Source organism: Argonema galeatum A003/A1 (genome assembly GCF_023333595.1).
GTDB lineage: Bacteria > Cyanobacteriota > Cyanobacteriia > Cyanobacteriales > Aerosakkonemataceae > Argonema > Argonema galeatum.
The window spans coordinates 52,003-78,576 of record NZ_JAIQZM010000023.1; the positions used below are offsets into that span (position 1 = coordinate 52,003).

Here is a 26,574-nt window from a genome sequence, read left to right on the forward strand (position 1 = left end):
AGACGGGGGCGGTACCGATCGCATCTTAATAATTTTCTCTTGACTGTGAGGCCACCCCTTTGAGATTTCCAAGGGCCGACTCATCTAGTAGCCACCAAAGTTCTCCTTGGGGCCTAATGAGCCGAGATGGGTAGGTCATGTCATCAGCTACAGGAGCGAAAACCTGAGCCAACGCAGATTGTTTATTGGCACCTAGAGCAATGAATATGACACAGCGGGCTTGGTTAATCAGGGGTACGGTAAGGGTAAGGCGGGGCTGACCATATGAGTTACCGACTGCGACCTTTCGATCGCGAACTTGCAACGCTTCTGTATGTGGAAACAGTGAAGCTGTATGTCCATCATCACCCATTCCCAGCAAAACAATATCAAAAACTGGAAATTCTCCTGCCCCAGTCTTAAAAAACTCTTCCAGTTCGGCTTCGTACTTCTGGGCGTCAAGCGCGGGATCGGCTGCATCGGTAGGCATTGGATGGATATTGCCAGATGGAATATCAACTTTATCCAACCAAGCTCGACGAGCCATCCCTTGATTGCTGTCTGGATGCGACTGGGGCACGTAACGTTCATCACCCCAAAATACGTGGATTTTTTCCCAAGGCAGGTTTTCTTTTGCGATCGCTTCATACAGTGCTTTGGGTGTGCTACCGCCAGCGAGGACGATCGTACACTGACCCCGATCTCCTATAGCTGTATTAATTTTGTCTAGGACAAGTTGGAGCGATCGCGCGATCGAGGCCGCACCAGAGGGTAGCACTTCAACCTTTCTGCCCATTACTTGCTGCACCTAATAACTTTCCTAGTTTCACAGTAAAGCATATATCGGTTGAGAAACAGTCAGGGTTGACTCCCCCCTGCTTGGGCCGGGGGGATTCCAATACGAAGCGAGGGGGCTTTCAACTTTGACTTGGTAATCCAGCGCACGATCGAGGTAGATACCTTACTAGATTCGTGCATAAAATATCCTGAATAGTCAGCTGATAGTTTAAATTAAAGATTTAAGCAAAACTTCAGGATCGGCTATAAAGCAATTTGGCAAACCAAAATGGTAGATCCGACAGATGAAATCGCAAGACAAGCTCGCCAAGGGAGCGTTGCGGCGATTATTCAATTACTGAACGAACAGCTGGCTTCTAGCGGCGTCAGAACCAGAGCAATACGCGAAAATGGCGTATTGCAAATGCTGTGCGAAGCTGAAAGCGTCGAGCAGATCGAGCAAACAACCTTGGTGCCGCGAATTCGGGAGATTCTAGAGACAATTAGGCCAAGCAATATTCGTCGGGTCAAAATTAACTGTCGAATAGTTCGAGAACAGCAGTCGCTGTGGCTGGAGGAAATTAGTCGCGACCCAGAAAATCACCGGCTTTGGTTTGAAGAAATTACCTTGACTAGGCGCAATCCCTTCAAGCGTCTGGCAACAGACTTGAGGGAGCGTAACAGTAAAACCGTAAAGCCATCTCAACTCAAACCATCTTCTCCGTTTGCGCGCGATCGAAGGCAATTGCGGCGGGGTATGCTGGGCGGAGTTCTCCTGAGCGGGGCTCTATTGTTCGCTGGCTGGGCTGCATATAAAGCGTTAGCTCCAAAACAGGGTGACCAGACGCAAGCAACAAAGCCAGAGTCTTCAGCAAACTTATCCCCAAACCAGCAGACCGTCAGTGTCGGTAACCAGACAAATAGCCCCAATGTCTCAGGAGACCCCTTTGCCGCCGCTGTGCGACTAGCTGAACAAGCTTCTGTAGATGGTAAAAAAGCGCAAACTAGGGCACAGTGGTTAGAAATAGCTAATCGTTGGCAACAGGCTTCCGATCTGATGGGCCAATTGCCAGAAACCGATCGCCGCTACCAGACAGCACTGAACCGGAAGTCAGTTTATCGCAAAAATAGCGAGTCAGCGCTGCGGCAACTGCAAAAAAGGCGCTCCTAGTAACCCCATGAGGTGAGGAACCCTCAGTATTTACGTTAAGAAGATTGTAGAAAGATCACGGATGCCACCCAGTCTTAGATAAGGATAAGCTAGTCCCATCTCTAATTAGATTGATGGCTGCCGATCGAGCTAAAGCGTTAAGCCAGCTAGATTTTGGGTAACCATATTCCTAAAAATCAAAGGCGAACTGCATCATCAATCTATTTAACTGGCAACCAGAACCCTGGTTGACAGCAGAGTCGTACAGGCAGGCCATCATGCGCTCACTAGCCCAATGTTGGAACCCATCAGAACAAGAAAGACTCCAAGCCGTGTCAAACTCAATAGCAATGGCAATCTCACAAGTGCAACTTCAGAGACAAGTACTCGCTTTATCTGGGCACCAAGCTCTGCTTAACCAGTTGACAATGGCTATCCGTAGCTGTACGGAACTAGACCAGATTCTCAAGCTGGCCATAGATGGCACGGCGCGAACCCTAATGGTCGATCGCGGCCTGATCCTGCTGTTGAAATACACAGACTCCATCCTAAAAAGGGATTCCCAAAAGCGCATTCCCAAAGCAACAGAAGTAACTGTTGTTTGCGAATGGCCCACAGCCTCCCCATCAGACGGGAATCAAAATGCTGCGACTCAGTTAAACCAGTCGTTTTGTTTGTCGAAATGCGGTTTGTGCCAGGATGCTTTCACAAATGCTCCCCGCCTGATTGCGATCGCCGACAAACACAGCGTACCTAGCGGCGATACGATCGCTGAGATCGCCTCAATTTTTGATTTCAACGCCATGCCTGCCCTCCTGCTGGTGCCCCTGGAAAGCCAAGATACCGTACTTGGGTTCTTAGCACTACAGCAACGTCAGCCTCGTCCCTGGCTGAATGAGGAATTGGGACTGGTAGAATTGGTGAGCGCCCAAATAAGTACGGCCATTCTCCAATTCCAGACATTGCGGCAAACTTCCGCTTTGGTAGAAGAGCGCACGTATCAGCTACAGTCCATTCTGAAAGTACAGGCTAAGTTGTACGAAAAAACTCGCCAACAAGTTGAGCAACTGCGCCAGTTAAATCAGCTCAAGGATGAATTCATAGACACGATGAGCGACCAGCTGCGAAACCCCTTGGCTAGCATGAGAATGGCGATCCGGATGTTACGTCAACCGGGACTGTCGCCAGAACGTCAAGCTAAGTATCTGGAAATATTGGATGGGCAGTGTACTCAGGAAATCAATTTGATCGATGATATACTCGCTCTCCAACAGCTGGAGTCCAACAAATCTCCCCTACATCTCCAAAAAATAGACCTTAAGCAGATTATTGATGATTTGGCGGCGTCGTTTGAGAAAAAATGGGGGGCTAAGGGATTAACCCTGACAGTGGATTTACCTAAGCGGCCTTTGATGCTGCAAACCGACCTTGAGAGTGTTGACCGCATCTTCCAAGAACTCTTGACTAATGCTGGCAAGTATTCCGATCCGGATACTGCTGTCCATTTGTGCGCCATTCACGAAGTCGATCCAGAAAACCCTCAAATTGTTTTAACCCTTTCTAATACTGGCCCTGGCATTTCACTGGCAGACCAAAAGCATATTTTTGAGAAGTTTCATCGCGGTCAGGGTGTTAGCAAACAAGTAATTCAGGGCACTGGTTTGGGACTGGCTCTGGTAAAGTGCTTGGTACAGCACCTCAATGGCACTATAACTGTTTCCAGTTACCCGATTCAGGGTCAGTCGTGGTCAACTTGCTTTACCGTGACCTTGCCTCAAATGCAAGGATAATTAGGGACTAGGGGCTAGGTAAAGACAAATTGGAATGGTGGCGGTGCATAAAGTAAAAAATCATATTATGTCCATAAATGTTGCGCCTGGGCCACTACGTTGGCAACGGCCTAAATATTCCCCGCTGGCACGTCAGATAGACGTTTTTGCCGCGTCTGGAAAATTCATGTTCTATTTGTGGTGGGATGGCATCTTTGCTAATAACTCATCATTAGAGAGAAAGCGTCGGGCTCAGTGGTTAGTTCGTACTCTGCTCAATTTAGGGCCGACTTTTATTAAAATTGGACAGGCTTTGTCTACTCGTGCGGATTTGCTACCCCCAGAGTATGTGGATGCTTTGGCGCAGTTACAAGATAATGTCCCGGCATTTAGTGCTGATGTTGCTCTAGCTCTAGTACAATCTGAACTGGGCAAGCCTATTTATACTTTATTTCGGGATTTCAACCATATTCCCATTGCTGCTGCCAGTTTGGGACAGGTACACAAAGCACGTCTCCACACTGGGGAAGAAGTTGTTGTCAAAGTGCAGCGTCCCGGATTGCAAAAGTTATTTGATGTGGATGTGAAGGCTGTCTACAAAATCATGCGTTTTTGTCAGCACTATTTTCCTTGGACAAGAAAGTACGATCTAGAGCCAATCTATCATGAATTTTTTACGATTTTATATCAAGAGATTGATTACATACAAGAAGGTAAAAATGCCGAACGTTTTCGCTATAACTTTATGGATTATCCCGGCATTATTGTACCTAGAGTTTATTGGGATTATACCACTACGAAAGTTTTGACAGTGGAATATGTTCCGGGTATTAAGGTTGACGATCTCCAAACAATAGTCGCCTGCGGCTTAGATCCTAAAAAAATTAACCAAATCGGTATTTCTTGTTACCTAAAGCAATTGTTAGTGGATGGTTTTTTTCAAGCCGATCCCCATCCGGGAAATCTGGCGGTGAATCCAGCAGACGGCAGTCTGATTTTTTATGACTTTGGCATGATGGCAGAGGTGAAGTCTCTTGCCAAAGATCAGATGGTTCGCAACTTTTTTGCCGTCTTAAGAAAGGATACGGATGAGGTACTCGATACTTTAATTAAAATGGGTTTAATTGAGCCGGTGCAGGATATGACTCCGGTGCGACGGCTGATCTCTTTTCTGTTAGAAAAGTTTACCGAAAAGCCAATAGATTTCAAAGCTTTTAGTGAAATCAAGAATGAATTGTATCTGATGTTTGAGCAGCAACCTTTTCGTTTGCCAGCACAGATGACATTCATTTTGAAATCTTTGACGACTCTGGACGGTATTGCTAGAGGGCTAGATCCTGAATACAATTTAATGGTGGCGGCTCAGCCTTTTGTGAATAGTATAGCTGTCTCTAAAGGGCGAGTAAATACGGTTGTAGAACTGGCAAGACAGACAAGGGATTTGATCAAATATAAGTTGAATCAGCCTAGTAAAACCGAAGTTTTAATTCGGCGCTTAGAAAGGCGTATTGAAGAAGGTGAACTGCAAGTGAGTGTGCGATCGATCTCTAGCGATCGCATCATCAAACGCATCAATATAGCCATTAAAAGCCTCATTTATGCCTGTTTGACTGGTTTTACCTTGCTAGCTGGGGCGGTTTTGCTGGTCGGGGGATATCAAGGTGGTGCGATCGCCGCTTTTATGCTCTCAGGGCTAGGGTTCTTGGTTTTGCTGCGTTCTTTGATTGATTTAGGTATTAAGGAAAAACTTGACAAACTATAGCTAGGGGCTAGGGGTTAGGGGCTAGGGGCTAGGGGAAGAAGGGTCTAGAATCAAGGGTTTGGTGGAATTGAGGATGTCCTAACTGACTCATACCAAATCCGCAACGATTACCCCCTTTATATCTATAGGCTGTAGAGACGTTTCATGAAACGTCTCTACAATGTTTAGGCCAAAAATTCTCATGGGGTAACAAACCCGGATTTGGTATCATCGGTTGCTATAGCTGAAAGATATAGCAACCGCCAAGGCGACTCTTGACAGTAGGGGCTCCGCTGAGTGCGTGCCGGAGGCATTAGCATTCGGGTAGTAAATATAAGGTTTTAACCAATAAATTATATGCCCGAATGCTTCGCCCCTACCCCAGATTTATGGCTTAACCGACTCATCGGTTGCTATAAGTACTCAAAAAAGTAGGGTGAGGATTGCCCACCCTACTCTTTTCTTTGAAGTACCCCCAGGGGAATTCGAATCCCCGTCGCCTCCGTGAAAGGGAGGTGTCCTAGGCCTCTAGACGATGGGGGCGTGTAATTCGCCGTTGCGCGTCGTTAGCACCTTTATTAAAGTAACGCATATTTCTGAATCTGTCAATACCCCAATCTAAAAAATTTGGAACCCGGAAACGGGGGCTTGGGGTAGGAGGATTTTGGTGAATTCCAGCTTACGCCTTCCTAAGCTTCTCCCACTCTCCCCCTCTCCCACCCTCCCACTCGATTTCACGATGGTTGAGGTAATTCGCCAACAGTAGACCTTTTTGGTTTTCGGTCAATGAATCGAACCCTGCAATAAAGCCTGAAAGCGTTTGTTACCTCGGAGTTGAGCAAAATCCGAATCAGTTTTTGCTAGGGTCTTAAATTCGCCGGGATGCAGACGGATTGCGTTTTGCAGACTTTCTATTGCCAAATCTTGATAGCCAAGTAAGGCATAGCAGCAAGCTTTGTTGTACCAGGCGTACTCGTCGTCAGGTTGAGAGGCCAAAACTTTATCGTAGCTGGCGATCGCATCATCGTAGCGTTTGAGGTAACGCAGCACATCGCCGCGCTTATACCAAGCCCAGTAGTCTGACTCTGGTTCCTGGAGGGCTCGATCGTAGCTAGCAAGGGCATCATCGTAGCGTTTTAGGTGACGCAGGGCATCCCCGCGCCGCGACCAAGCCGAGTAATCGTGCGATCGAACCACTAAAGCTTTGTCGTAGCTAGCTAGAGCTTCCGAGTAGCGTTTCAGGTGACGCAGGGCTTCACCGCGCCAAAACCAACCCCAGTAGTCCGTCGGTTTGACTGCTAGGACTTTATCGAAGCTGGCAATAGCTTCTTCAAATTCATCCAAATCTTCCAGGGCTAGGCATCCCCGTTTATACCAGGCCCAGCAGTCATCCGGTCGGATGGACAGAGTTTTATCAAAACTGGCGATCGCCTCCTCGTAGCGGCCCGCATCGTGCAGTGCTTTGCTGCGTTTATACCAGGCCCAGTAGTCATCCGGTCGGAAGTAGAGCGCTTTATCAAAACAAGCGATCGCTTCTTCATAAAGCTCCCGGTCAACTAGGTTCTTGCCCTGCCAGTACCAGTTCCAGTAGCCCTCTAGATCGATCTTTAAAATTTCGTCTTCGCCACCCATGAGCATCTGATTCATCTTTTGCAGCTTTCCTAAGCGTCATCGCTATGCCAAACTTTAGCCCAATTTTAACTTTTGGGGAGTTTGAGGGGCTTTCAGTCCCGCGCCCTATCCGTAGCATGGGGGTCGGGATACACGCACCCCTCAAAGCTGTTGAGTGGGGTTCGATACCGCTTCTAAAAACTTACAAAAATCTGTAAGTCAAACGATTCGGTTTATGTTTAGCCTACTTTTGATGTAGTCTCGCATTAACTCTGCCGAGGAAATGCCTTGAGTTTTTGCATTTTATTCTAACTTCTGTAACTCTTGCTCTGTGAGTCGCACTTGAAACAAGTTGTCTCTTGCCATCATCCTAGTCTATTTGTGCTAAGATGATTCGCTCAGCTAACCACTCACCAGATTGTGTGTGAAAGTCAGAGCAATCGAGACACCAAAATCAGGGGACGTTACAGAACCTTGACAATTCAGGATGTCACTTAATTAAAGCCCGAAACCGCTCATCCGATCGAATGATCTCAAAATCCAAGTCTTTTTGAGCCATTTCTCGATATACGTCGGGATTTAAATTAATAGCTTGTGACAAGCTTTCAATTGCTAGCTCAACATTGCCCTGCTGGGAATAACAGCAAGCTTTGTTATACCATGCTCTGTGTTCGTCGGGTTTAAATTCTAGGGCTTTATCGTAACTGGCGATCGCTTCTTCTAGGCGACCCACCTGGCGCAGGGCTACACCTCGGTTGTGCCAAGCTAAGTAGTCGTTGGGTTGGAATTCAAACGTTTTGTCGAAAGATGCGATCGCTTCAGAGTAGCGACCTAACTTCCACAGCACAACGCCTCTGTTATACCAGGCTTGATTGTAATCCGGTTTGATTTCCAGTACTTTATTAAAACTGGCAACTGCCTTTTCATAACAGCCCCAGTCTCGTAGGGTAATGCCTCGGTTGTACCAAGCATTAAAAGCTTCTGGCTTGAACTCGATCGATCGGTCAAAACTGTTGAGCGCTTCTTCGTAGCGACCGATCTTTCCCAGCGCAATGCCACGGTTGTACCATGCCCAGTAGGCATCTGGTTGCAACTGTAGGGTTCGCTCAAAGCTGATCACTGCTTTTTCATATTTACCCCAGTCGCTCAGAGTAATGCCTCGATTGTGCCAACTATTTGAAGAATCCGGGTTGAATTCGATCGCGCGATCGAAGCTGTTGAGCGCTTCTTCGTATCGACCTAATTTACCCAGCGCAATGCCCCGGTTATGCCAAACCCAGGCAGTATCCTGTCGAATCGCCAGCGCTTTGTCAAAACCGATCAGCGCTTCCTCGTGGCGGCTTAAGTTTCCTAGCGCTAAACCCCGCTGACACAAGGCATTATGATAATCTGGATCGAACTTTAGGGCGCTGTCAAAATTGGCGATCGCCTCTTGATAATTCTTTCCCTCGGTTAGGCGCAATCCATGATGGAAAAAGAATTCAGCTTCAAGACTAGGAGTATGGGTCATAAAATCTGTCATCTGACTTTAGAATGATTTCTTTTTCTTTAAGATTCCCAAAAAGATAACACGATCTAACAACCAAACTGCAAATTCCTAATTGAGCAAGATTAAATGAGCGAGAACGCTAGAGGGGGAACGGGGTAGCAGATAACCCAATTTTCAAGCAATTAGCCCTTAAATCAAAACCCAGATGATTCTGCCTCATAGCATTCAGGTTCGGTGAAGTGGGATGATCGCATCTGAACGAGGACGGAGAGAATAACAAGATGGCTGAACAATCAAATGCAGCTTACCGTATAGAGAAGGATTCTATGGGCTCTAGGCAAATTCCCGCCGCTGCCTACTATGGAATCCAAACCCTGCGGGCAACAGAAAATTTCCCCATCAGTGGCATCAAGCCTTTACCCACATACATTGATGCCTGCGTGCTAATTAAGAAAGCAGCAGCGATCGCTAACGGAGAACTCGACTGCATACCCAAAGATATTTGTCAAGCGATAGTAGAGGCAGCTGATGAAGTGCTGGGCGGTAAGTTTCGGGATCAGTTTGTGGTGGACATTTACCAAGCAGGTGCCGGAACATCCCACCACATGAATATTAATGAAGTGCTGGCAAATCGGGCGCTGGAGATTTTAGGCGATCGCAAAGGCAATTATCAGCGCGTCAGCCCCAACGATCACGTTAATTATGGGCAATCTACTAATGATGTCATTCCCACAGCCATTCGCATCGGCGGTTTGTTGGCTTTGGAAAGAACCCTATTTCCAGCTTTATCGGATGCGATCGCCGCATTAGACAACAAAGCCGAAGAATTCCAAGATATCGTCAAATCCGGCAGAACCCATATGCAGGACGCCGTACCAGTGCGACTGGGCGAAAATTTCCGCGCTTGGGCCCAAATTCTCACAGAACACTCGATCAGGATAGAAACAGCCTCTGGAGATCTGACTTTACTTGGTTTAGGCGGTAGTGCAGCGGGAACCGGACTGAATACTCATCCCCAGTACCGCTACAAAGTTGCCGAAATTCTCCGACGGCTAATAGAACAACCCTTGCAACCCGCACCCCACATGATGGCGGCGATGCAGAGTATGGCACCGTTTGTCTATGTTTCCAGTGCTTTGCGGAACCTAGCTCAAGATTGCGTCAAAATTTCCCACGATTTGCGATTGATGGACTCTGGGCCAAAAACAGGTCTTAAGGAAATTCAATTGCCGCCAGTACAGCCCGGATCTTCGATTATGCCAGGAAAGTACAATCCGGTGATGGCTGAGATGACATCGATGGTGTGTTTTCAGGTGATGGGGTATGATAATGCGATCGCACTTGCCGCTCAAGCAGGACAATTAGAACTAAATGTAATGATGCCCCTAATTGCCTATAACCTAATTCATAGCATTGAAATTCTGGGCAATGCTTTAGCCGCTTTAACTAAGCAATGTCTGGAAGGAATTACCGCCAACAGTCAGCGTTGTAGAGATTATGCTGAAGGTAGTTTAGCACTCGTTACAGCCTTAAATACCCACATTGGTTATCTTAATGCAGCAGCCGTTGCCAAAGAATCCCTAGAAACTGGCAAATCTTTGCGGCAAATTGTATTAGAAAAAGGGTTGATGAACGAAGAAGAATTAGCAAAAGTGTTGGATTTGTCAAAAATGAGCGCCATGCCAACCGATAATTTAGGGAGTAACAGTTAACTTTTTTCGGGTGCGTTAGCGGTGGTTTAACGCACCTTAAAATTGTGAAAATTGTAGAATTAATTTTGGAGTAACGAATGCTAAATATTGAATATCTTACCAACAAAGACGGAGATGCGATCGCAGTGGTGATTCCTATTGACATCTGGCGACAACTGCTACCTACTGAAGAAACTTCCTTTGAGGATCTGGCTGAAGCGGTAGAAGACTATTGCATGAACAAAGCGATGAATGAAGCTGTTAATACGCCATTGCTAGATCGAGCCGAAGCATTAGCTTATCTTGAGGAATAATTATCTTGGAAGTTGAATACCGTCAGGCTTTTTTGAAAGACCTGAAGCAATTGAAGAGTTCGACATCATACCAACGCATCTACGAGCTTGCGTTTACAACTCTAGAAGTCATCAACACCTTGGAGGAGATTCCTGACATTAAAGCCATGCGAGGTTATACTGGTCGCTATCGCATCCGCATCGGCAATTACCGTATTGGAATAGAGGTTAACGGAGATGTCATAGAAGTGATGCGCGTTCTACATCGCCGGGAATTTTATCGTTATTTTCCGTAAGCATTTGGAATCAACATTTGTAAAGAATTAATTTAACTTTTCGGTGATGCCCCACTGAGATTATCTCGCAGCGTTTGTTCCTGTCGCCTAACCGCCGCCAAAAGTTCGGCATTCTGAAGAATAACGCCAACTTGATTGTTAAATACCTGCATATATCTTTGATCGTTTTGGTCGAAACTGGTTTGAAAACAATCTGGTACTTCGGTAGTATCACCAGGATTGGAATCTGCAAAATCGCCCGACTTCTTTTTATTCACTAATTGAGTCACACCAATCAACTCGCCATCGGGATTCCAAACTGGCATACAAAGTAAACTACAAGTGCGATAACCAGTCTTTTGATCTGTTCTTTTAGCAGTTTCAGAATCTGGGTATTCATATAGATCGAAAGGAATATTTAAAGGCACACACATCTGGGCTACTTTGCCAGCATAACCTTCCCCTATTTGCAAACGCAGTTCCCTTTCCGAACCGTCCTTAAAGGAAATTATTGTCCACAGTTGATTTGCTTCGCGGTCTACCAACCAAAGCGTACTGCGATCGGCATTCATAAGTTCTTTGGCGGCATCCATAACTCGCTTGAGAACTTCATTAAGTTCCAGACTGCTTTGGCTAACAGACCGTGTTGCTGCCATCAATGCAGCCGCTACCCGTTGTCCTCTGGCTGTTTTATGATATGACCGGAAACTTTCCAGAATCATTTGAATCAAAGGTGCATTTTCTGCAAACTGTTCTTGATCTGTTTTGGTAAAACCTTGGGTGTCAATTTTTGACGATAAGGGCGATATTTGGTCATAAAAGCGTTTTAATTTATTGATTAACTGAACAACACCGACTAAAGTTCCCTGCTCGTTCAACAGTGGCAAAGCCAACATTGTGTAAGTGCGGTAGTTGTTTTTTTTGTCATGTTCTTTGGCTGTAACCGAGCGCGGATCGTCATAAAAATCAAAAGGAATATTAATAATTTTATTGGTAGCAGCTACTTCACCAACAATTCCTTTATTGGCTGGAACGCGAATTTCTAAAGATTGTTCTCCTTCAGATTCAGCAACAATAGACCAAAATTCATTTCTCTCTTCATCTAAGAGGAAAATAGTTGTGCGGTCTGCGCTCATAGATTTACCCATTTTCAGAGTAATAGAACGCAAAGTATTATCGAGAATGTCGTCAAAACCTTGACCATCCATCACCTGAGTGAGCATCGCCAGGGTTTGACTGACAACATTTTGCGGCTGACTTTCAGCCCGCTTTTTAACTTCAGCAAATTCTCTGGCGTTTTGGAGTGCAACCCCAACTTGAGAGTTAAATATTTGCATATATTTTTGACTATTGGCGTCAAAGCTATCCTCGAAACATTCTGGTGCTTCCGGCCAATTATTGGGGTCGTATTCGGGAAAATCGCCCTGTTTTCTTTTGTTGATTAATTGAGTAACACCAAGCAGCTCGCCATCAGGACTAAAAACTGGCATACACAGTAAACTACAAGTGCGATAGCCAGTTTTTTGATCGGTTTGCTTTGCTGTTTGAGATTCGGGGTGTTCGTACAGGTCAAAAGGAATATTTAGAGGCTCACCTGTTGCTGCTACTTTGCCAGCAAAACCTTGTCCTACGCGCACACGCAGTGGAATCACACCACCGTCGTCGGTAGTAATTTTTGTCCAAAGCTCATCTTTATTATCGGCCAACAGCCAAAGCGTACTGCGATCGGCATTCATCAGTTTTTTTGCCGCCTCCATCACCCGTGTGATTATTTCTTCAGAATCAAGACTGCTTAGAGATACTAATCTGGTTGCTTCGGTAAGGGCTTCAGATGCTTGTAATCTTTGGGTTAATTTGTAACAATAATGGCATCCTAGTAAAACTCGTTGCAGTTCTAGAGCATATTCAGAAAATTTGATTTTATTAGCTTCTGTGAAACCATCTTTATCAATTTTTTCTAAAAATGGATCTGTGGGATTGTTCGGTTGCTTTAGTTTGTTGACTAATTGAATAAAGGCGAATAAATCTGACTGGGTGTTAAAAAGGGGTAAACTTAACTCATTATAGATGTGATAAGAAGATCTTTTGTCTTGTTCTTTTGCTACAACCGCACACCAATCTTCAGATAAATGCGCGGGTATATTCACCCCTTTCTTATAGATAGTGACTCGACCAGCGGTTTGATTGTTGGCAATAATCTGAATTTTGGTAGGGCTACCATCTGCCGTCTTGGCAATAATCGACCAAAGTTCGTTCTTTTCTTTATCTATGAAAAAGATAGTAATGCGATCGACACTTAGCAACTCGCCCATTTTCAGGGTAATTGAACCCAATATTTCATAAAGAACATCATCAAAATCTTTGCCTTCCTTCGCCTCAAGGATGGAGAGTAGTTTTTGTTCTTGTTCGGCAACAATCTGTTTAAACTCTGGTTGCAAAGCGGTGACTGCTTTGTTAAGCCAAACCCAGTTAAACACTGAAGCATAAATGCGGTTATAAACGGTTAACTTCCCGCCCCGCTTGACAACTAAGCCTGAAAGTCGCAATTCTATTTGTTCTAGACTGTCATCAGCTGAGATCCCCCCCAGCCCCCCCTTGCTAAGGGGGGGTTCTGATAGCCCCCCCTTGCTAAGGGGGGGTTGGGGGGGGATCAAAATTTCCTCATAAAGTTTCAGCAGTGGCTTTGTGCGCTGTCCAATTCTGAGGATGCGATCGCGTATCGTCTTCAGGTGTGCCGGTTCGTCTTGTGCTTCCCAATTTTCAATTATCTTCCTCTGCACTAAGTTTTCTACCCACTCTTCGGGATTTTGGATTAATTCTGCATTTTCAAGGATAAGTTGACAAAGTTTCTGAGTGAGAAACGGTTGTCCTCCCGTCCAATCCAATACTGCTTTGAGCATGGCTTGGGGATTGTTCACTTTTTCTGCCAAAGCCTCAGCAAGCGGTTGCGCTTCCTCTAATTTAAAGCCGTGCAATTCAATGGCGCGACCAATATTAAAAGGTGTGCAGCTTTTGTCTTGAATTAAATCCGAAGGAGTTGCCACTCCCAGCAGCGCAAAAGTCAGACGTTCGTATTCGTTGCAGGAACGAATAAAAGCAAAAAAATCTTCTGTTCGGAAAGGTAAACTGAGGATGCTATCGATTTCGTCGATAAAAATGACAATTTTTTGACTGACAGACTCCAGTAAAACCTCCTCGATAAATTCGCTCAAGCACTGCACGGGAGGGAGATACTCGCGCTCGTGCAACCAAGACCTCAGATTGAACTGGAGTTGAAAACTCGTTACCAGCCGTCTCATCAACCCCGCATACCACTGTTCCGGCGCGATATCCTTACTGCCAATCTTGTTGAGGTCGATCGCCGCACAGGCGAATCCTTCCGCTTGCAGCTTGTACATCGATCGCACCCGCAAGCTCGTTTTACCCATCTGACGGGAGTTGAGGACGTAACAAAACTCCCCCGCCTTCAAGCCTTCGTAGAGGTCGCGATCGGCTTGACGCACCACATAGGTTGGCGCATCTAGGGGGAGATGTCCGCCAACTCTGAAGATGTTGGTTGAGTTTTGCTCTTGGATCATTAGGGGTTCCGATCTTGTAGAAAACACCGCTTTTTAATTTAAAAGTAAAACTTGTTACACCTGAGTGGCAACTTTGAGCGATCGCTAAACTACATACAGTTGGCGATCGCTTGTAATAACTCCATTTTCCCTCAGCCTCTTTCCCGTCAGGTAGCTTTCGCCACTGGTATATTCTCTATTACTAGCAACTCCTCACCTTTACCGTCGGTTCACCTTAGCCGCCGGATAGGTACCCATGTCCCGATAAGTTTTGGCACCGGAAAGTTTGTAGGATCGCAAGAGAGTGAAACTCTTGTGGATCGGGCATCTTGCCCGCCTCATTTATACAACTTAGATGCGCCACAGCTTATCTAAAATTCGATCGCACTCCCAATAATTCCCAATCACCGCAATCCTTTTTCTCGCAACAACTCATCAGCCCAAACGGCATCCTCTCCCTTCAAAGATGGTATAACTGACTGAGTATAATCCACTGCTAAATCAAATCCCGCCCGGTCATAGACGCCGTTTAATAAAGTTTGCAACTCCACCTGCACTTGTGCATCCCCTGACTGCAAAGGCAAGGGAAATGGCAGAATCTCATCTCTGATCGTAAAGGCATAAAGTTGAGATCTGGGTCGTCTATCGCCTCGGCTGACTAAAATGCGATAATCTGACTGAGTTCCACCCCGAATCGGCATAGGTCTCCCGCCCCTAAGCAAGTCAATTTCTACCAAATGGGTAGGGCTTGCTAGTACCTGCTGTCGCTTGCTTTCATACGCTTTTCGTCCAACTCCTGCACGTTTATTTTTAGGAGAAAGGATTTCTATAACTGTGATTACTCGACCCGTTCCTACTTCTCTAATTTCCAAATACCCTTCCCTAGTTTCTTCAGATATTGGCACTGTTACTGCTATCGGTTCGTAACGCGAAAGAAGAGTTACTGTTGAAGCGGATTGGTTAGCACTTGAAGGTTTAGAAAATACCGTTACATCGGGAATTCCCACTAAGTCGTCATTTTCTACCTCACTTAAATAAATTCGCTTTTCAATTGCCACTCGATATTTAGGACGAACTGGGGGTGCTATGGCATCGGCGATCGCGGTAATTAACCGATGATGTACTTCAGGCCACAATTCAGGATTTTCTAAGTATGGGTCTACACCTGGGAATGGAGAAGGCATTTTATCACCTCAACGAATAATTCTGTGTAGATTGTCTTTTTTTATTGTAGGCGATCGTCCTAAGTCTCCTCAATTACCATCGAGTTGCAAAGATGGGGAAGTCTTGCTCCCCTCCCCGTCTACGGGGAGGGGCAGGGGCAAGGGGGTGGGGTTCCACATTTTTAATTTTTAATAGAAAGCCGATCGCCAAAATACTGCCGATACAACTCAAACCGAGGCTTCACCTCATTTCCACGCAACTGCACCAACCCCAAACTGTGCAACTTAAACGCCAGCACCGACTCCAACTCCACAGGCTGACTTGCTGTAACTACCTTAGCAAATGCAGCCGCCAAATCTGGGTATTCTTGCAGATTCCACAAATGTCGCCGCAGATGATCGCCATAAATACCCGCCTCAGTAGGCGCGATTTCCGCCAATTCCTCCAGCGTCAATTGTTGCTGAGAAATATGATAAAGAGCCAACCGCACCAGATAAGGATGTCCCCCCACAATGCTCATCAATTTATCAACCTGAGTTGCTTGCCAATTCAAACCATGCCGAATAGCTAAATCGCTGACTTGCTGTTGGCTAAACTCCGATAGTTCAATCGGCAAACCCACATTAAATGGCGATTGATTCACATTTAGCGGAATATAAACTTCCGTTGAATGTACCACCACCAGACGCAGCTTTTCCCAAAGAACACTGTCGGTATCGCTATAGCCAGCTTCCTCATACCAAGCTCGCAATAAACCAAAAAAATCGTCAGCAATATGGGGATATTGGAAAACGCGATCGACTTCATCCAAACCCAACACCAGAGGACTATCTATTTCTGGCAAAATACAATCTTCAAAATAAACAGTGCAATTATCTTTACTGCCATAAGTATCAGTCCAATAATCGTCTACTTGACGTGGCAACCGCAGCTTGCGAGAAATCTTCGCACAAAACCACCGCAACAGTTCATTCAAATTAGTAAAAACTGCCGTATCTGCGTGTTGAAAACTTAACGGAACCGTGCGATATCCCTGTTCCTTTGCCTTATAAAGAATTCTCGCCATCAACGAAGTCTTACCCATCTGCCTCGGCGCTTTAATTCTAATCAAAGCTCCAGGCTGCAAAATCGCTCTATAACATTGAGTTTCATGGGGAACTCGCTCAACATAAAACGCCGAATCCAAGCGAACTTGACCGCTTGGTAACTCTGGTTCTGCTACTGGCGAAGGCGAGGGAATTTTAGATTTTGGATTTTGGATTTTGGATTGTAGAGAAGTTTCATGAAACTTCTCTACAATTTCTATTTCCGATTCATCCGAAATTTCGACACCCCATTCTCCATTATTTGCCAGCAAATTGAGAATTTCTTGTATAATAATTGGAGTGTCGTCTGGTGAAAACCAATCGCGCTTTCGAGTTCCACGCAGGTAGCTGCGTAAATCGTGGTTCAGCTGCAAGTTTGGCGGACAATCGATCCGAAGCTGTAAGACAATCGGCTTAGCATCTTCGCGGGTATCATGCAACTCCTTAATCCGTCGCAACTCCTCAATCACCATTTCACTAACCGCAGCTTCTGGAGATAGCAGCAGCAAAAAGTAATTGCACTGTTCCAATTCAAAATCGATTTGAGAAAGCCAGTCTGAATTGGAATTTTGACTGTTAGGAGGAATTGCTGCCACATTAGCCATAAATGCTTTGTGTCCAGCAGCAGAAATAGCTTCATAAAACTTTACCGCCAGACTAAAATCTAACTCCTGGCTGCGATAGCTGATAAAAACTCTCTCGCTTACCTCTTCCGGGGGGTTGGGGGGATCTAGAGCTTTGCCAAGGGGATTGAACAACTCTCGCTCTACGGCTCTTTCTAAGGCTCCCCGAAACTTTTTTTTGCTAACTTTTTCCCCCAAGACATTGGAAAGTTTCTGCCATAACTTATAGCCAACGTATTTTTCTACATACTCAGGATTAATAGGATAAATCTCCTCGTAAGTCTGTCCTTGCCAAGACCCTATAAAAACTGCCCTTTCCAGATCGCTGAGGTGCTTACCAGTCTTGGTATAAATTAAGTTATCTACAAATTCTAAAGTTTTGTTAAGATCCATATTTACCTTTCACCCAAAATTTTAAATTCTATACATAGCCCGGTAATCTAAAAATATACTGGGGTTTTATGAGGTTTCATGAGGTTTCATGAGGTTTTAAAATTTTAATGCAAACAACCTCTTTTTTAAAATGATGCGGGTGACAAAAACTTTACTAAATTTATGAGCTTTTTTGGTTACTACTTCCGGAAATTTGAGTCAAACTAATGATAGTTGTTATCAGATCTGTCAGTTTGGATATAAATAAATGAGCAATGAAGAATAAAGGCAGGTTTAACCAGATTATCTGTCATACTAATAGTTCTCTCGTAAAACCACACACTACCAAACTTGACGACCTTAATTGAATACGTCTGCCGAACCTAGATTTTATCATAGAAATAGCCATGTTCAGTCTCACAGAGATCATCATTAATAGCTGCGTCGAACGCCTGCAAGCAGGTTACCGCAATACTTACGGCCATCTCAAACCAGACTATGCCGACTTCATCGGCTGGGTTGCTAGCATGGCTTTGGAAAATATTGCCAATAGCAACGCGCTTTATCACAATGTTGAACACACCATCCTTGTGACCTTAGTGGGACAGGAAATATTGCGGGGTAAACATATTCGCTATGGTAGCGTCTCTTGTAAAGATTGGTTGCACGTCATCATTTCGTTGTTGTTTCATGACATTGGTTACGTCAAGGGAGTTTGTCTCCAAGATAAACCAAATGAAAGATTGTATGATAAGGGAATAGACGGCGAGATAATTTTTTTGCCGCCTTTTTCTACTGATGCCAGCCTCACTCCATACCACGTAGACAGAGGCAAAGTTTTTTTTGAGGAGCATTTTTCCGATCACTATTTGATTGATATTGAAGTAGTTAAGCAGAACATTGAAATGACCCGGTTCCCGGTGCCAAATGATGAAGAACATCAAGACATTGTTAACTATCCTGGTTTAGTTCGTGCTGCTGATTTAATTGGTCAGCTAAGCGATACTCGCTACTTGGAAAAAATGCCTGCTCTGTTCTACGAGTTTGAAGAAACTGGTGTAAATAAAAACCTGGGATACAGTCATCCAGAAGATTTGCGTGCTGGCTATCCGAATTTTTTCTGGAATGTTGTCTATCCTCTTATTAAAAAAGGACTGGACTACTTGGAAGTAACTAAGGAAGGGAAAGAAATCATTGCCAATCTATATAAAAATGTATTGGTAGTAGAGCAAGAAATTGAGGATAATGATTTTAAGGCGCTATACGAAAAGCCCAAAGCTTACATTTTTAATGCAAACTTTGATAATTCGATAACTCTCGGCCACGAACATAGTTGGTATAATAGCGATCGCGTTGATAATAACCAACTACAGAATGAAAAAAAAATCGAGTTGAACAGCGAGATGCTAAATTTTTTGCAACGCCAGAGGAAAATATGTTATCTCTCGAATGATTAATCGCGATCGATCGAGGTAACAGGAAACATCAGAGCGAAATCTTGCTCATTGGGATAGGTTCTGTCAAGATTAGTAAAGCGGCGATCTGGTTCGACCCTGACAACTGCTGCAATTAAAGTAGTCTGTCACTGAAAATCAATCAGGAGTTTTTTCTCATGTCTATTCCGAATGGCTATACCCAGGTGACCTTTCATTTTATCAACGGTCAGACAGAAGCGTTTAATATCCCTGTGTCGCCGCAAGAGTTCGAGCAACAAATTACCAGCCTCTTAGAGAAACCTTCTTTTATTCTACATCTGCGAGATCAAACGGTTGTTGTCAGTACCGCCCAAGTTATGAAAATTGAGGTTAAGCCTCCTTTGTCTGGTCTGGAAGGAGAGGGCATTTTCCCCAATTCCGAGCGTGTTACGGCACTAACTCGCAGTGGCCGCTAAGCTAAGTCTAAGAAAACCAAGCTTTGGAGCGATCGCAAAATGCCACCGGCTGTTAGTCTAATTCGGGCCAACTCCTACGACCTAACCAATGTGCGGGCATCCCTGGAAACTCTGCTCTCACCGTTCGGGGGAATGGTATCCTTTGTGAAACGGGGCGATCGCGTTTTGCTCAAACCCAATTTACTCACAGGCGCACGTCCCACCAAAGAGTGCGTTACCCGCCCGGAATTGGTTTACTGCGTTGCCAAAATGGTACAAGAAGCTGGTGGCAAGCCTTTTTTGGGAGATGGCCCCGCTTTTGGCAGTGCGTTGGGAGTGGCAAAGGCGAATGGTTATTTGCCTTTGATTAATGAACTAAATTTGCCGATAGTGGAGTTCCACGGTAAGCGGTACGAGACTGTCAGCGAACAATTCAATCACCTGCTGCTATCCAAAGAGGCGATGGATGCAGATGCGGTCATTAATTTGCCGAAAGTGAAATCCCACGTGCAACTAACAATGACGATGGGGGTTAAAAATCTCTTTGGTTGCGTCCCCGGAAAGATGAAGGCGTGGTGGCACATGGAAGCGGGGAAAGATGCGAACCGCTTTGGGGAAATGTTGGTGGAAACGGCACGGGCAATTAATCCTGACTTGACGATCCTGGATGGCATTATCGGTCACGAGGGGAATGGCCCCAGCGGTGGCGAACCACGATTCTTGGGGATTCTGGGGGCCTCTCAAGATGTGTTTGCCCTCGATCGCTCTATCCTGTCCATCCTCAATGTTGACCCCAGCTTAGTACCAACGGTTGCAGCTTCCCAGCGCCTGGGCCTTTGTCCCGAATTAGCGGCGATTGACTTTCCGCACTTACGTCCGGCGGATATCCAGGTTTCGGATTGGAAACTACCCGAAGCGCTAGTACCGATCGATTTTGGCTTGCCACGGGTCATCCAGTCTACCTTCAAGCACCTGTATATCCGGTTCATCAAAGAACCGATTGGTGCTTATGGCGATCGCTAGTGCCTTCGTCGGAAGTCACTCATTCACTCATTCAAAAATCTTTTGAGTCTCAGGCATTTCACTACTTCAGGACTTACGAAATCGCCCCCCCGACCCCCCAAATCTGGGGGGAATAGGACTCTTCTCCCCCCAGATTTGGGGGGCTAGGGGGGCGATTTCGTAAGATTCAGGCAGCGAACAGCTGCCTGAATCTCTATCTTTAGATAGATTTACGTCAAGATTGTTTTCTGGGAGACAGTCTCCCTCAAACCAATAGTTACAATTATAAGTACAGGGACTATATTGCCCCTTGCTTCATTCGTACTTTCAACTGAATTGGTTAACAATTTAGTTAACGCATCTTTTTTTATGAACTCTCCTGACCAGGCTGCCAATTCTCCTGACCATCCGCCGCAGAGGCTGGCAGATATCGTGGGAACAGTCATAGCTTTGCTAACCCTGACTTTACCCCTATGCGCGATCGCACACTACTCTTCAAACAAAGTCGAGGTTTTGCAACAAATCACCTATCCACTACCAATCCAGAAGGAGTGATATAGAAAAATACTTTATTCCAGGGACAGGGTTGAGTCACAAACACAGGGTGTCCAAATAATTTTACGGCATCGCGAACCAAACCTGTCTGCCCGAAACCAGCTTCTACACCAAGCTGGTTTTGTGCATCAGTAGGGTGGGCCTTGTCCGCCTTAGAGTACTCCACGGAAGACTTGGTAACCGATATTCCCCTAGAATGCTACACGGGGGTTGTCGAAACTCGTCACGAGTTGGACCCCGCATTTGCCGTAAATTTAGGAGTTCCACTGTGGACTTATCCCGCATTCCCGCCCAACCCAAACCGGGTCTGATTAACGTTTTGATTGAGATTACCGCCGGTAGCAAAAACAAATACGAGTACGACAAAGAACTGCAAGCCTTTGCCTTAGACCGAGTGCTATATTCTTCTGTCAAGTATCCCTATGACTATGGTTTTGTGCCAAACACACTCGCCGATGATGGCGACCCCCTTGATGGTATGGTGATTATGGATGAGCCAACCTTCCCAGGGTGTGTGATTGCGGCCAGACCGATCGGGATGCTAGAAATGATCGATGGAGGCGATCGCGATGAGAAAATTCTCTGCGTACCCGACAAAGATCCCCGCTACGCCGAAGTTAGATCTCTTAAAGATTTGCAACCGCACCGCTTGTACGAAATTGCAGAATTCTTCAAAAGTTACAAAAATCTAGAGAAGAAGGCTGTCGAAATTTTGGGTTGGCAAGATGTCGATCACGTAATGCCCTTGGTCGAAAAGTGCATTAAAGCTGTTAGCTAAAAAGGTCTGGTTTAGACTTTTTGTCATTAGTCATTAGTCATCAGTCATTAATATAATTCTGCGAATAACCAATGACAAATGACTAATGACTAATCCAAAATCTAAAATCTAAAATCTAAAATCTAAAATCGATGCACCGATCGCTCCTTTTAGCCAAAATTCACAGCTGTACCATCACAGCATCCCATCTCAACTACATGGGGAGTATCAGTATCGACGAAACCCTGTTGGATGCTGCGGGTATATTACCCTACGAACAGGTGCAGGTTGTCAATATTGCCAATGGAGAAAGGTTTATTACTTATGCGATCGCAGCACCGCGTCACTCAGGCGCGATCGAACTCAATGGTGCGGCGGCGCGGTTGGGGATGAAGGGCGATCGCATCATTATCATGACTTACGGGCAATTCACCCCAGAAGAATTGAAAAACCACTCTCCCACAGTTGTCTTGGTAGACGACAATAACAGCCTTCAAGAAGTGCATCGCTACGATCAACTCCCTAACAGATTTGACAGTTACCCGGTTATTAGCATTAGTCTGACGTAGGCGCTTATTGCTAAAAAAACTTTGATGGGAATTTAAATAACAAAATGTTTTGTGCCCGGTTTAACGATCGAACTTGTACTTTCTCAAAACGGCTTCAATTCGGTCATTTATTCTACTAATTCTCTGTTTAACGCATTCGGGGTCAATGGTAGCCCAAATGACGACTTTACTTGTATTATTTTTATCCATTTGTGTTTGGCAACACAAAATTTACATGACTCGCATTATATTTTATTATAACCTGTAGCTTTTAAACTTCATACTAAAGGTATATCCCACTTTAGAACTAGCTCTATCTAAAGGTAGATGTAAAAATTATTTTTTAATCACTTAAATTTTCTAGGACACCGATTCAGCAATACTTCTTGATGCCTTTTTAGCGTGTTGGGGCGAAGCAAACGGGGGTGAAAATCTAGGTAGAAAGCGATAAGTTATAGCCCGAATGCTAATGCCTCCGGCACGAAGAGCGCTCTCGTCGCAGGCTACGCCAACGCGAACGCCCCTACCATTACTGAATCGGTGTTCTAGGATTAATGATGCAGATCGCTAGGTGTATTGCAATTCCACAGCATATCACTACACTGTTCGCTCACAGGAATAACCTGCACAGGCACTTGTTCCAGCCAAGTTTGAAACGATCGCCCACCTTGCTGAATAAAGTTCTGCAACTCTGGTAAAGCTTCCCGCCGATAGAAACCGCACAAAGGTTGCCAAAGTTCAGCCTGTCGCGGCACCAAAGCTAAGATATCAGAAGGTATCTGAGTTAAGTGGCTTACCCAACTGTCGATAATAATGGGGTCGAGTAAAGGCAAATCGCAGGCTAAGAGTAACACCCAGTCAGCAGAGATTTGAGCCAGTCCCTCAGCCAAGCCAACTAGCGGCCCCTGACCTGGGTTAGACTCTAGTAAAAATTTATACTCTTTTTTAACAATAGATAGATAGCGATCGGGCCAAGGAGTGAGAATGTAAACCTGCTGGCAACACTCATCTGCCACTTTACATACTTTTTGCAAAAGAGGTGTGCCATCCCAAGGAATAAGAGCCTTATCCTCTCCCATGCGAGAACTTTTACCCCCAGCTAGGATAACAGCAGCAACAGAAGGTTTTGAGTTTGGACTTATCATAATTTATTGGTTGCTGAGATACTGAGTGCTTCTGCTTTAGTGCTTCGGCTTTAGTGCTTCGACTTTAGTGCAAACACAGTCCTTTTCTTGGTTTGAGCGGTCAATACTTTCCTAACATATCTGACTTTGGCTATACCAGAAACAGAAGAACCATAAATTCCCGCTCAAAGTGATCTCCAAGACAGACCTTGAGGATTAGACGTGATAAGCTGCTACGCAGCAAAAGCTGGCATCCAGAAGAGACATAATTTATGTATCGGTTCCAGATAAGGGCTCACACGCAAAAGGGAGAATTCATCGGACTCGTCGGTTCGACTCCTGAGTTAGGACTGTGGAACGTAACCAAGTGCGTAAATTTATGCAGTAGTGGCGAGTACTACCCTTTATGGTGGACAGACATTGAAATTGATGTTCCTTCGTCGTTGGAGTCACCCGTTCCTCAAAACATCGAATACAAGTACGTGCTACTCCGGGCAGATGGTAGCGTTAAATGGGAAACTTTAACAGCGAACCGTTGGATACCGATCGAATCTGACCATCAGTCATCTACCATAATTGTGGAAGATGGCTGGTTCGGTGACGCGCAGCCTTGTCCCTACGGATATTTTAAGGAGCCTACTGCCCAAAAGCCACTCACCAAAGGAGATCGGGGTCTGAAAATCGCGATCGTTGGCAGTTCTGTAGGCGTAGGATGCAATTCATGGTTGTTGAGGGGCTGGGCGTGGCATCTGGAGCAAGCATTGCATGAAAAATACGGACATATCCTGGTAAATGTGTCTGAGGTGGGTGCCAATGTCAGCACCACAATTGACAGGTTTCCCCTGGTAGTTGCGCCAGAACAACCGGATATCGTTATTATTGCCCTCTCTCTGGGCAACGAGGGGCTGGCTTATTGTCCCCCTCACCAACGACGGGCGGTGCAACGGCGTTTTGAAAGCGGATTGCAGCAACTGGTGAAAATGACGAAGGAATTGGGAGCTATGCCAATTCTAGGAGCAGTATACCCGAATGGGGATTATAGGTCTGAACATAATTGGCTGTTGCGAGATACCCACAACCGGATGCTAAGTTGGGGCCCTTTTGTGCTGAATTGGCTTGACGCTGTGGATGATGGGGCGGGGCGTTGGAAACCGGGTACGTGGTTCGATCGGGCTCATCCTAACATGGCAGGGCACCGTTTGATGTACGAGGCGATCGACATCAGCCTCTTTGAGATAAACAAAGACAAATTTAACAAAGAAAAACAACTTCCACAACAGAAGCAGGAAGTACCAATTTACCGCGATAACTGGGGTTTCCACATTTTTGTCTGTCAAGAAGAGAAGAGTTTGCGGGTTATTAATACATCAAAACATACCTACACGATCGCTGCTTATTGGGAAGAACTGCAAGCAATTATTCAAAGCAAAGCTGGATTAATACCCGGTATTTACATTGCTAAGAATGTACAATTAAATATCCTCCCCTTCTTTTGGGTGGGAGAGGATGGCAAGATCGAAACTAGGGTGAATATCCCCCCTGCTGTTGACCTGGAATATTGTGCTGCCAATCATTTCTTTTCGCCAACAGTTTCGCAAACTTTATTCTACGACGGGCATCTGGGACTTCTGAAAGAAAGCGATTGCCTCCTGCGCGTCATCAACGAATCAGACCAGGAATATAATATCCATCCTATGTGGCCGGAGGTACGTAGCGCCCTCAAAGAAATGCGATCGGGTGTGTATGAAGATCCCCTCGATCCCGACGCGCCGTTTCGCACTATGATGATTGGCAAGGACGGACTGGAAAACCGAGTCAAAGTGCCGCCCAAGTCCTCAGTATTTTTCCAATACAAGTGTAAATTATCAGATATTAACCGAGTGGCGATTCTTCCTTTAGGCGATCGTTGTGCTGCAAGGATGCTTTTATACAAAATGGAGTACGATGGACCAGCCTTTCCTTTCGATCTAACGCGAACCACTAATCTTGGGGATGTCGCGGATATGATTGAGACTGGTTTTAACGATATGTGGAACCCCGACCTGTTGCACTACGATCCTGACGCAGGTAGGATATACCACAGCAAGTGGACGGGGCTGTCTTTCGCCCATGAAGTAGAGGATACAGACGACCCCGCAAACAATATGTTTCCCGTATATGAACGAATGCGCGTTCGTTACACGGCCCGATCGAAACGTTTCTGGTATACCCTAAGAAAGTGCGACAAGGTGCTGTTTGTTCGCACAGGTGTTACCAATCGTGACTATGTGAGCGATCTGCTAAACAAGCTTGAATCAAAATGCGAGGGGAAGCCATTCCACCTTCTGCTAATTTCCCCGCAATCTTCTCAGGAATTTTTAGGACTTCCCAACGTGCGACATTATAATCTGGAGTTCAATCCCGATCGGATGTACGAGGATTTGGGATATTGGATGCACTGCACAGACATCATGCGTTCTATTCTCGAATCCCTTGGGGTGTCTAGCAAAAATCTGTTTTGGTGTCCGCCTAATCCACCCAAGGATGAACCTCAAGAGTGAGGTTTACCCATAATTTGATAGAGTGGAATTTGAACAGCTTATTGTGGCGATCGCTCTATGGTATTTATTGATAATGGTGATGGTGCGATCGCTAGGATAAAATAGAGAAGTTAACAGTTTTATCTTGCATGAGTGAAACCATCTACATTGAAACCAGTATTTTTGGCTACTTGACAGCCAGATCGACTAAAAATATGATTCTTGCTGCCAACATTGAGGTAACGCGAGACTGGTGGAAAAATTATCGCGGAGCTTTCGATCTATACATCTCGCAACTTGTTTTAGATGAAGCAGCCTTGGGCGACGCAGAGATAGCTGCCAATCGGCTTGAAATCTTGCAGGATATGGAATTGCTGAAGCCGAGTGAGGCGGCTCAAGATCTGGTGATTCAATTTTTAGCAAGAAGTAACCTTCCAGATAAAGCTGCTAATGATGCAGCACATATTGCCATAGCTACTATCCACGGTATGGATTATCTTCTAACGTGGAATTGTAAGCACATAGCAAATGCCCAGATTCAGAAAAAGCTTACACAGATTTGCGCTGACTTTGGGTACGAGCTACCAACGATTTGCACACCTTATGAATTAATGGGAGAATAG

At 45.3% G+C, this 26,574-nt stretch carries 22 protein-coding genes and 1 tRNA gene; 15 read left to right on the plus strand and 8 right to left on the minus strand.

Annotated elements, in window-relative coordinates:
- Positions 1 to 25: 25 nt before the first annotated feature.
- Complete coding sequence (gene pgl / locus LAY41_RS21620; RefSeq protein ID WP_249102890.1) at positions 26 to 775, minus strand: 6-phosphogluconolactonase; 750 nt, start codon at positions 773 to 775, stop codon at positions 26 to 28.
- Between the two features lie 270 nt (positions 776 to 1,045).
- Between pgl and LAY41_RS21625 the strand changes: the two genes are divergently transcribed.
- The 3 genes from LAY41_RS21625 (at position 1,046) to LAY41_RS21635 (ending at position 5,437) form a co-directional block, all read left to right on the plus strand.
- A complete protein-coding gene (locus tag LAY41_RS21625) occupies positions 1,046 to 1,927 on the plus strand; it encodes a hypothetical protein (RefSeq protein ID WP_249102818.1) in 882 nt (293 codons plus the stop codon).
- Positions 1,928 to 2,238: 311 nt separating this feature from the next.
- Positions 2,239 to 3,696, plus strand: a complete 1,458-nt coding sequence (locus LAY41_RS21630; protein WP_249102819.1) for a GAF domain-containing sensor histidine kinase — start codon at positions 2,239 to 2,241, stop codon at positions 3,694 to 3,696.
- A gap of 67 nt (positions 3,697 to 3,763) precedes the next feature.
- Positions 3,764 to 5,437 carry an ABC1 kinase family protein gene (locus tag LAY41_RS21635; RefSeq protein WP_249102822.1) on the plus strand — a complete coding sequence of 558 codons (1,674 nt, stop codon included), beginning with the start codon at positions 3,764 to 3,766 and terminating at the stop codon, positions 5,435 to 5,437.
- Positions 5,438 to 5,886: 449 nt separating this feature from the next.
- Here LAY41_RS21635 and LAY41_RS21640 read toward each other — a convergent pair.
- The 3 genes from LAY41_RS21640 to LAY41_RS21650 form a co-directional block, all read right to left on the minus strand.
- Positions 5,887 to 5,959 (minus strand) — tRNA-Glu (locus tag LAY41_RS21640).
- Positions 5,960 to 6,199: 240 nt separating this feature from the next.
- Complete coding sequence (locus LAY41_RS21645; protein WP_249102826.1) at positions 6,200 to 7,063, minus strand: tetratricopeptide repeat protein; 864 nt, start codon at positions 7,061 to 7,063, stop codon at positions 6,200 to 6,202.
- A 454-nt stretch (positions 7,064 to 7,517) separates the two neighbouring features.
- Entirely contained in the window at positions 7,518 to 8,537 is a 1,020-nt protein-coding gene (locus LAY41_RS21650; protein WP_249102828.1) for a tetratricopeptide repeat protein, read from the minus strand.
- A gap of 260 nt (positions 8,538 to 8,797) precedes the next feature.
- Here LAY41_RS21650 and LAY41_RS21655 point away from each other — a divergent pair, with 260 nt between their 5' ends.
- The 3 genes from LAY41_RS21655 (at position 8,798) to LAY41_RS21665 (ending at position 10,796) form a co-directional block, all read left to right on the plus strand.
- Positions 8,798 to 10,228, plus strand: a complete 1,431-nt coding sequence (locus LAY41_RS21655; protein ID WP_249102829.1) for an aspartate ammonia-lyase — start codon at positions 8,798 to 8,800, stop codon at positions 10,226 to 10,228.
- 77 nt (positions 10,229 to 10,305) lie between these two features.
- Complete coding sequence (locus LAY41_RS21660) at positions 10,306 to 10,521, plus strand: hypothetical protein (protein ID WP_249102830.1); 216 nt, start codon at positions 10,306 to 10,308, stop codon at positions 10,519 to 10,521.
- 5 nt (positions 10,522 to 10,526) lie between these two features.
- On the plus strand, positions 10,527 to 10,796 hold the full coding sequence (locus LAY41_RS21665; protein ID WP_249102832.1) for a type II toxin-antitoxin system RelE family toxin: 270 nt from the start codon (positions 10,527 to 10,529) through the stop codon (positions 10,794 to 10,796).
- A 32-nt stretch (positions 10,797 to 10,828) separates the two neighbouring features.
- On the opposite strand, the gene LAY41_RS21670 is transcribed toward LAY41_RS21665, so the two are convergent.
- Positions 10,829 to 14,353 carry a GAF domain-containing protein gene (locus tag LAY41_RS21670; RefSeq protein WP_249102834.1) on the minus strand — a complete coding sequence of 1,175 codons (3,525 nt, stop codon included), beginning with the start codon at positions 14,351 to 14,353 and terminating at the stop codon, positions 10,829 to 10,831.
- A 51-nt stretch (positions 14,354 to 14,404) separates the two neighbouring features.
- Here LAY41_RS21670 and LAY41_RS21675 point away from each other — a divergent pair, with 51 nt between their 5' ends.
- Complete coding sequence (locus tag LAY41_RS21675; RefSeq protein WP_249102837.1) at positions 14,405 to 14,707, plus strand: hypothetical protein; 303 nt, start codon at positions 14,405 to 14,407, stop codon at positions 14,705 to 14,707.
- A 29-nt stretch (positions 14,708 to 14,736) separates the two neighbouring features.
- On the opposite strand, the gene LAY41_RS21680 is transcribed toward LAY41_RS21675, so the two are convergent.
- Together LAY41_RS21680 and LAY41_RS21685 are read right to left on the minus strand one after the other, a co-directional pair.
- Positions 14,737 to 15,516, minus strand: a complete 780-nt coding sequence (locus LAY41_RS21680) for a DUF4058 family protein (RefSeq protein ID WP_249102838.1) — start codon at positions 15,514 to 15,516, stop codon at positions 14,737 to 14,739.
- Positions 15,517 to 15,677: 161 nt separating this feature from the next.
- Positions 15,678 to 17,597 carry an AAA-like domain-containing protein gene (locus tag LAY41_RS21685; RefSeq protein ID WP_249102840.1) on the minus strand — a complete coding sequence of 640 codons (1,920 nt, stop codon included), beginning with the start codon at positions 17,595 to 17,597 and terminating at the stop codon, positions 15,678 to 15,680.
- Between the two features lie 386 nt (positions 17,598 to 17,983).
- Between LAY41_RS21685 and LAY41_RS21690 the strand changes: the two genes are divergently transcribed.
- From LAY41_RS21690 to panD, 6 genes are all read left to right on the plus strand, one after another.
- Positions 17,984 to 19,033, plus strand: coding sequence for an Npun_R2479 family HD domain-containing metalloprotein (locus LAY41_RS21690; RefSeq protein WP_249102841.1), 1,050 nt, complete (start codon positions 17,984 to 17,986; stop codon positions 19,031 to 19,033).
- 155 nt (positions 19,034 to 19,188) lie between these two features.
- A complete protein-coding gene (locus LAY41_RS21695) occupies positions 19,189 to 19,467 on the plus strand; it encodes a hypothetical protein (RefSeq protein WP_249102842.1) in 279 nt (92 codons plus the stop codon).
- Positions 19,468 to 19,506: 39 nt separating this feature from the next.
- Positions 19,507 to 20,469 (plus strand): Npun_F2552 family protein, encoded by a 963-nt coding sequence (locus tag LAY41_RS21700; protein WP_249102846.1) that lies wholly within the window; start codon positions 19,507 to 19,509, stop codon positions 20,467 to 20,469.
- 348 nt (positions 20,470 to 20,817) lie between these two features.
- The gene (locus tag LAY41_RS21705; RefSeq protein ID WP_249102848.1) at positions 20,818 to 21,003 is read left to right on the plus strand and encodes a TLTLP motif-containing protein; all 186 of its coding nucleotides are present in this window, start codon (positions 20,818 to 20,820) and stop codon (positions 21,001 to 21,003) included.
- 268 nt (positions 21,004 to 21,271) lie between these two features.
- Positions 21,272 to 21,781 (plus strand): inorganic diphosphatase, encoded by a 510-nt coding sequence (locus LAY41_RS21710; RefSeq protein WP_249102850.1) that lies wholly within the window; start codon positions 21,272 to 21,274, stop codon positions 21,779 to 21,781.
- A gap of 131 nt (positions 21,782 to 21,912) precedes the next feature.
- Entirely contained in the window at positions 21,913 to 22,329 is a 417-nt protein-coding gene (gene panD, locus LAY41_RS21715) for an aspartate 1-decarboxylase (RefSeq protein ID WP_249102852.1), read from the plus strand.
- 530 nt (positions 22,330 to 22,859) lie between these two features.
- Here the strand turns inward: panD and LAY41_RS21720 are convergent.
- Complete coding sequence (locus LAY41_RS21720; protein WP_249102854.1) at positions 22,860 to 23,453, minus strand: molybdenum cofactor guanylyltransferase; 594 nt, start codon at positions 23,451 to 23,453, stop codon at positions 22,860 to 22,862.
- 251 nt (positions 23,454 to 23,704) lie between these two features.
- Between LAY41_RS21720 and LAY41_RS21725 the strand changes: the two genes are divergently transcribed.
- Together LAY41_RS21725 and LAY41_RS21730 are read left to right on the plus strand one after the other, a co-directional pair.
- Positions 23,705 to 25,972 carry a DUF1796 family putative cysteine peptidase gene (locus LAY41_RS21725; protein WP_249102857.1) on the plus strand — a complete coding sequence of 756 codons (2,268 nt, stop codon included), beginning with the start codon at positions 23,705 to 23,707 and terminating at the stop codon, positions 25,970 to 25,972.
- Positions 25,973 to 26,100: 128 nt separating this feature from the next.
- The gene (locus tag LAY41_RS21730) at positions 26,101 to 26,574 is read left to right on the plus strand and encodes a type II toxin-antitoxin system VapC family toxin (protein ID WP_249102862.1); all 474 of its coding nucleotides are present in this window, start codon (positions 26,101 to 26,103) and stop codon (positions 26,572 to 26,574) included.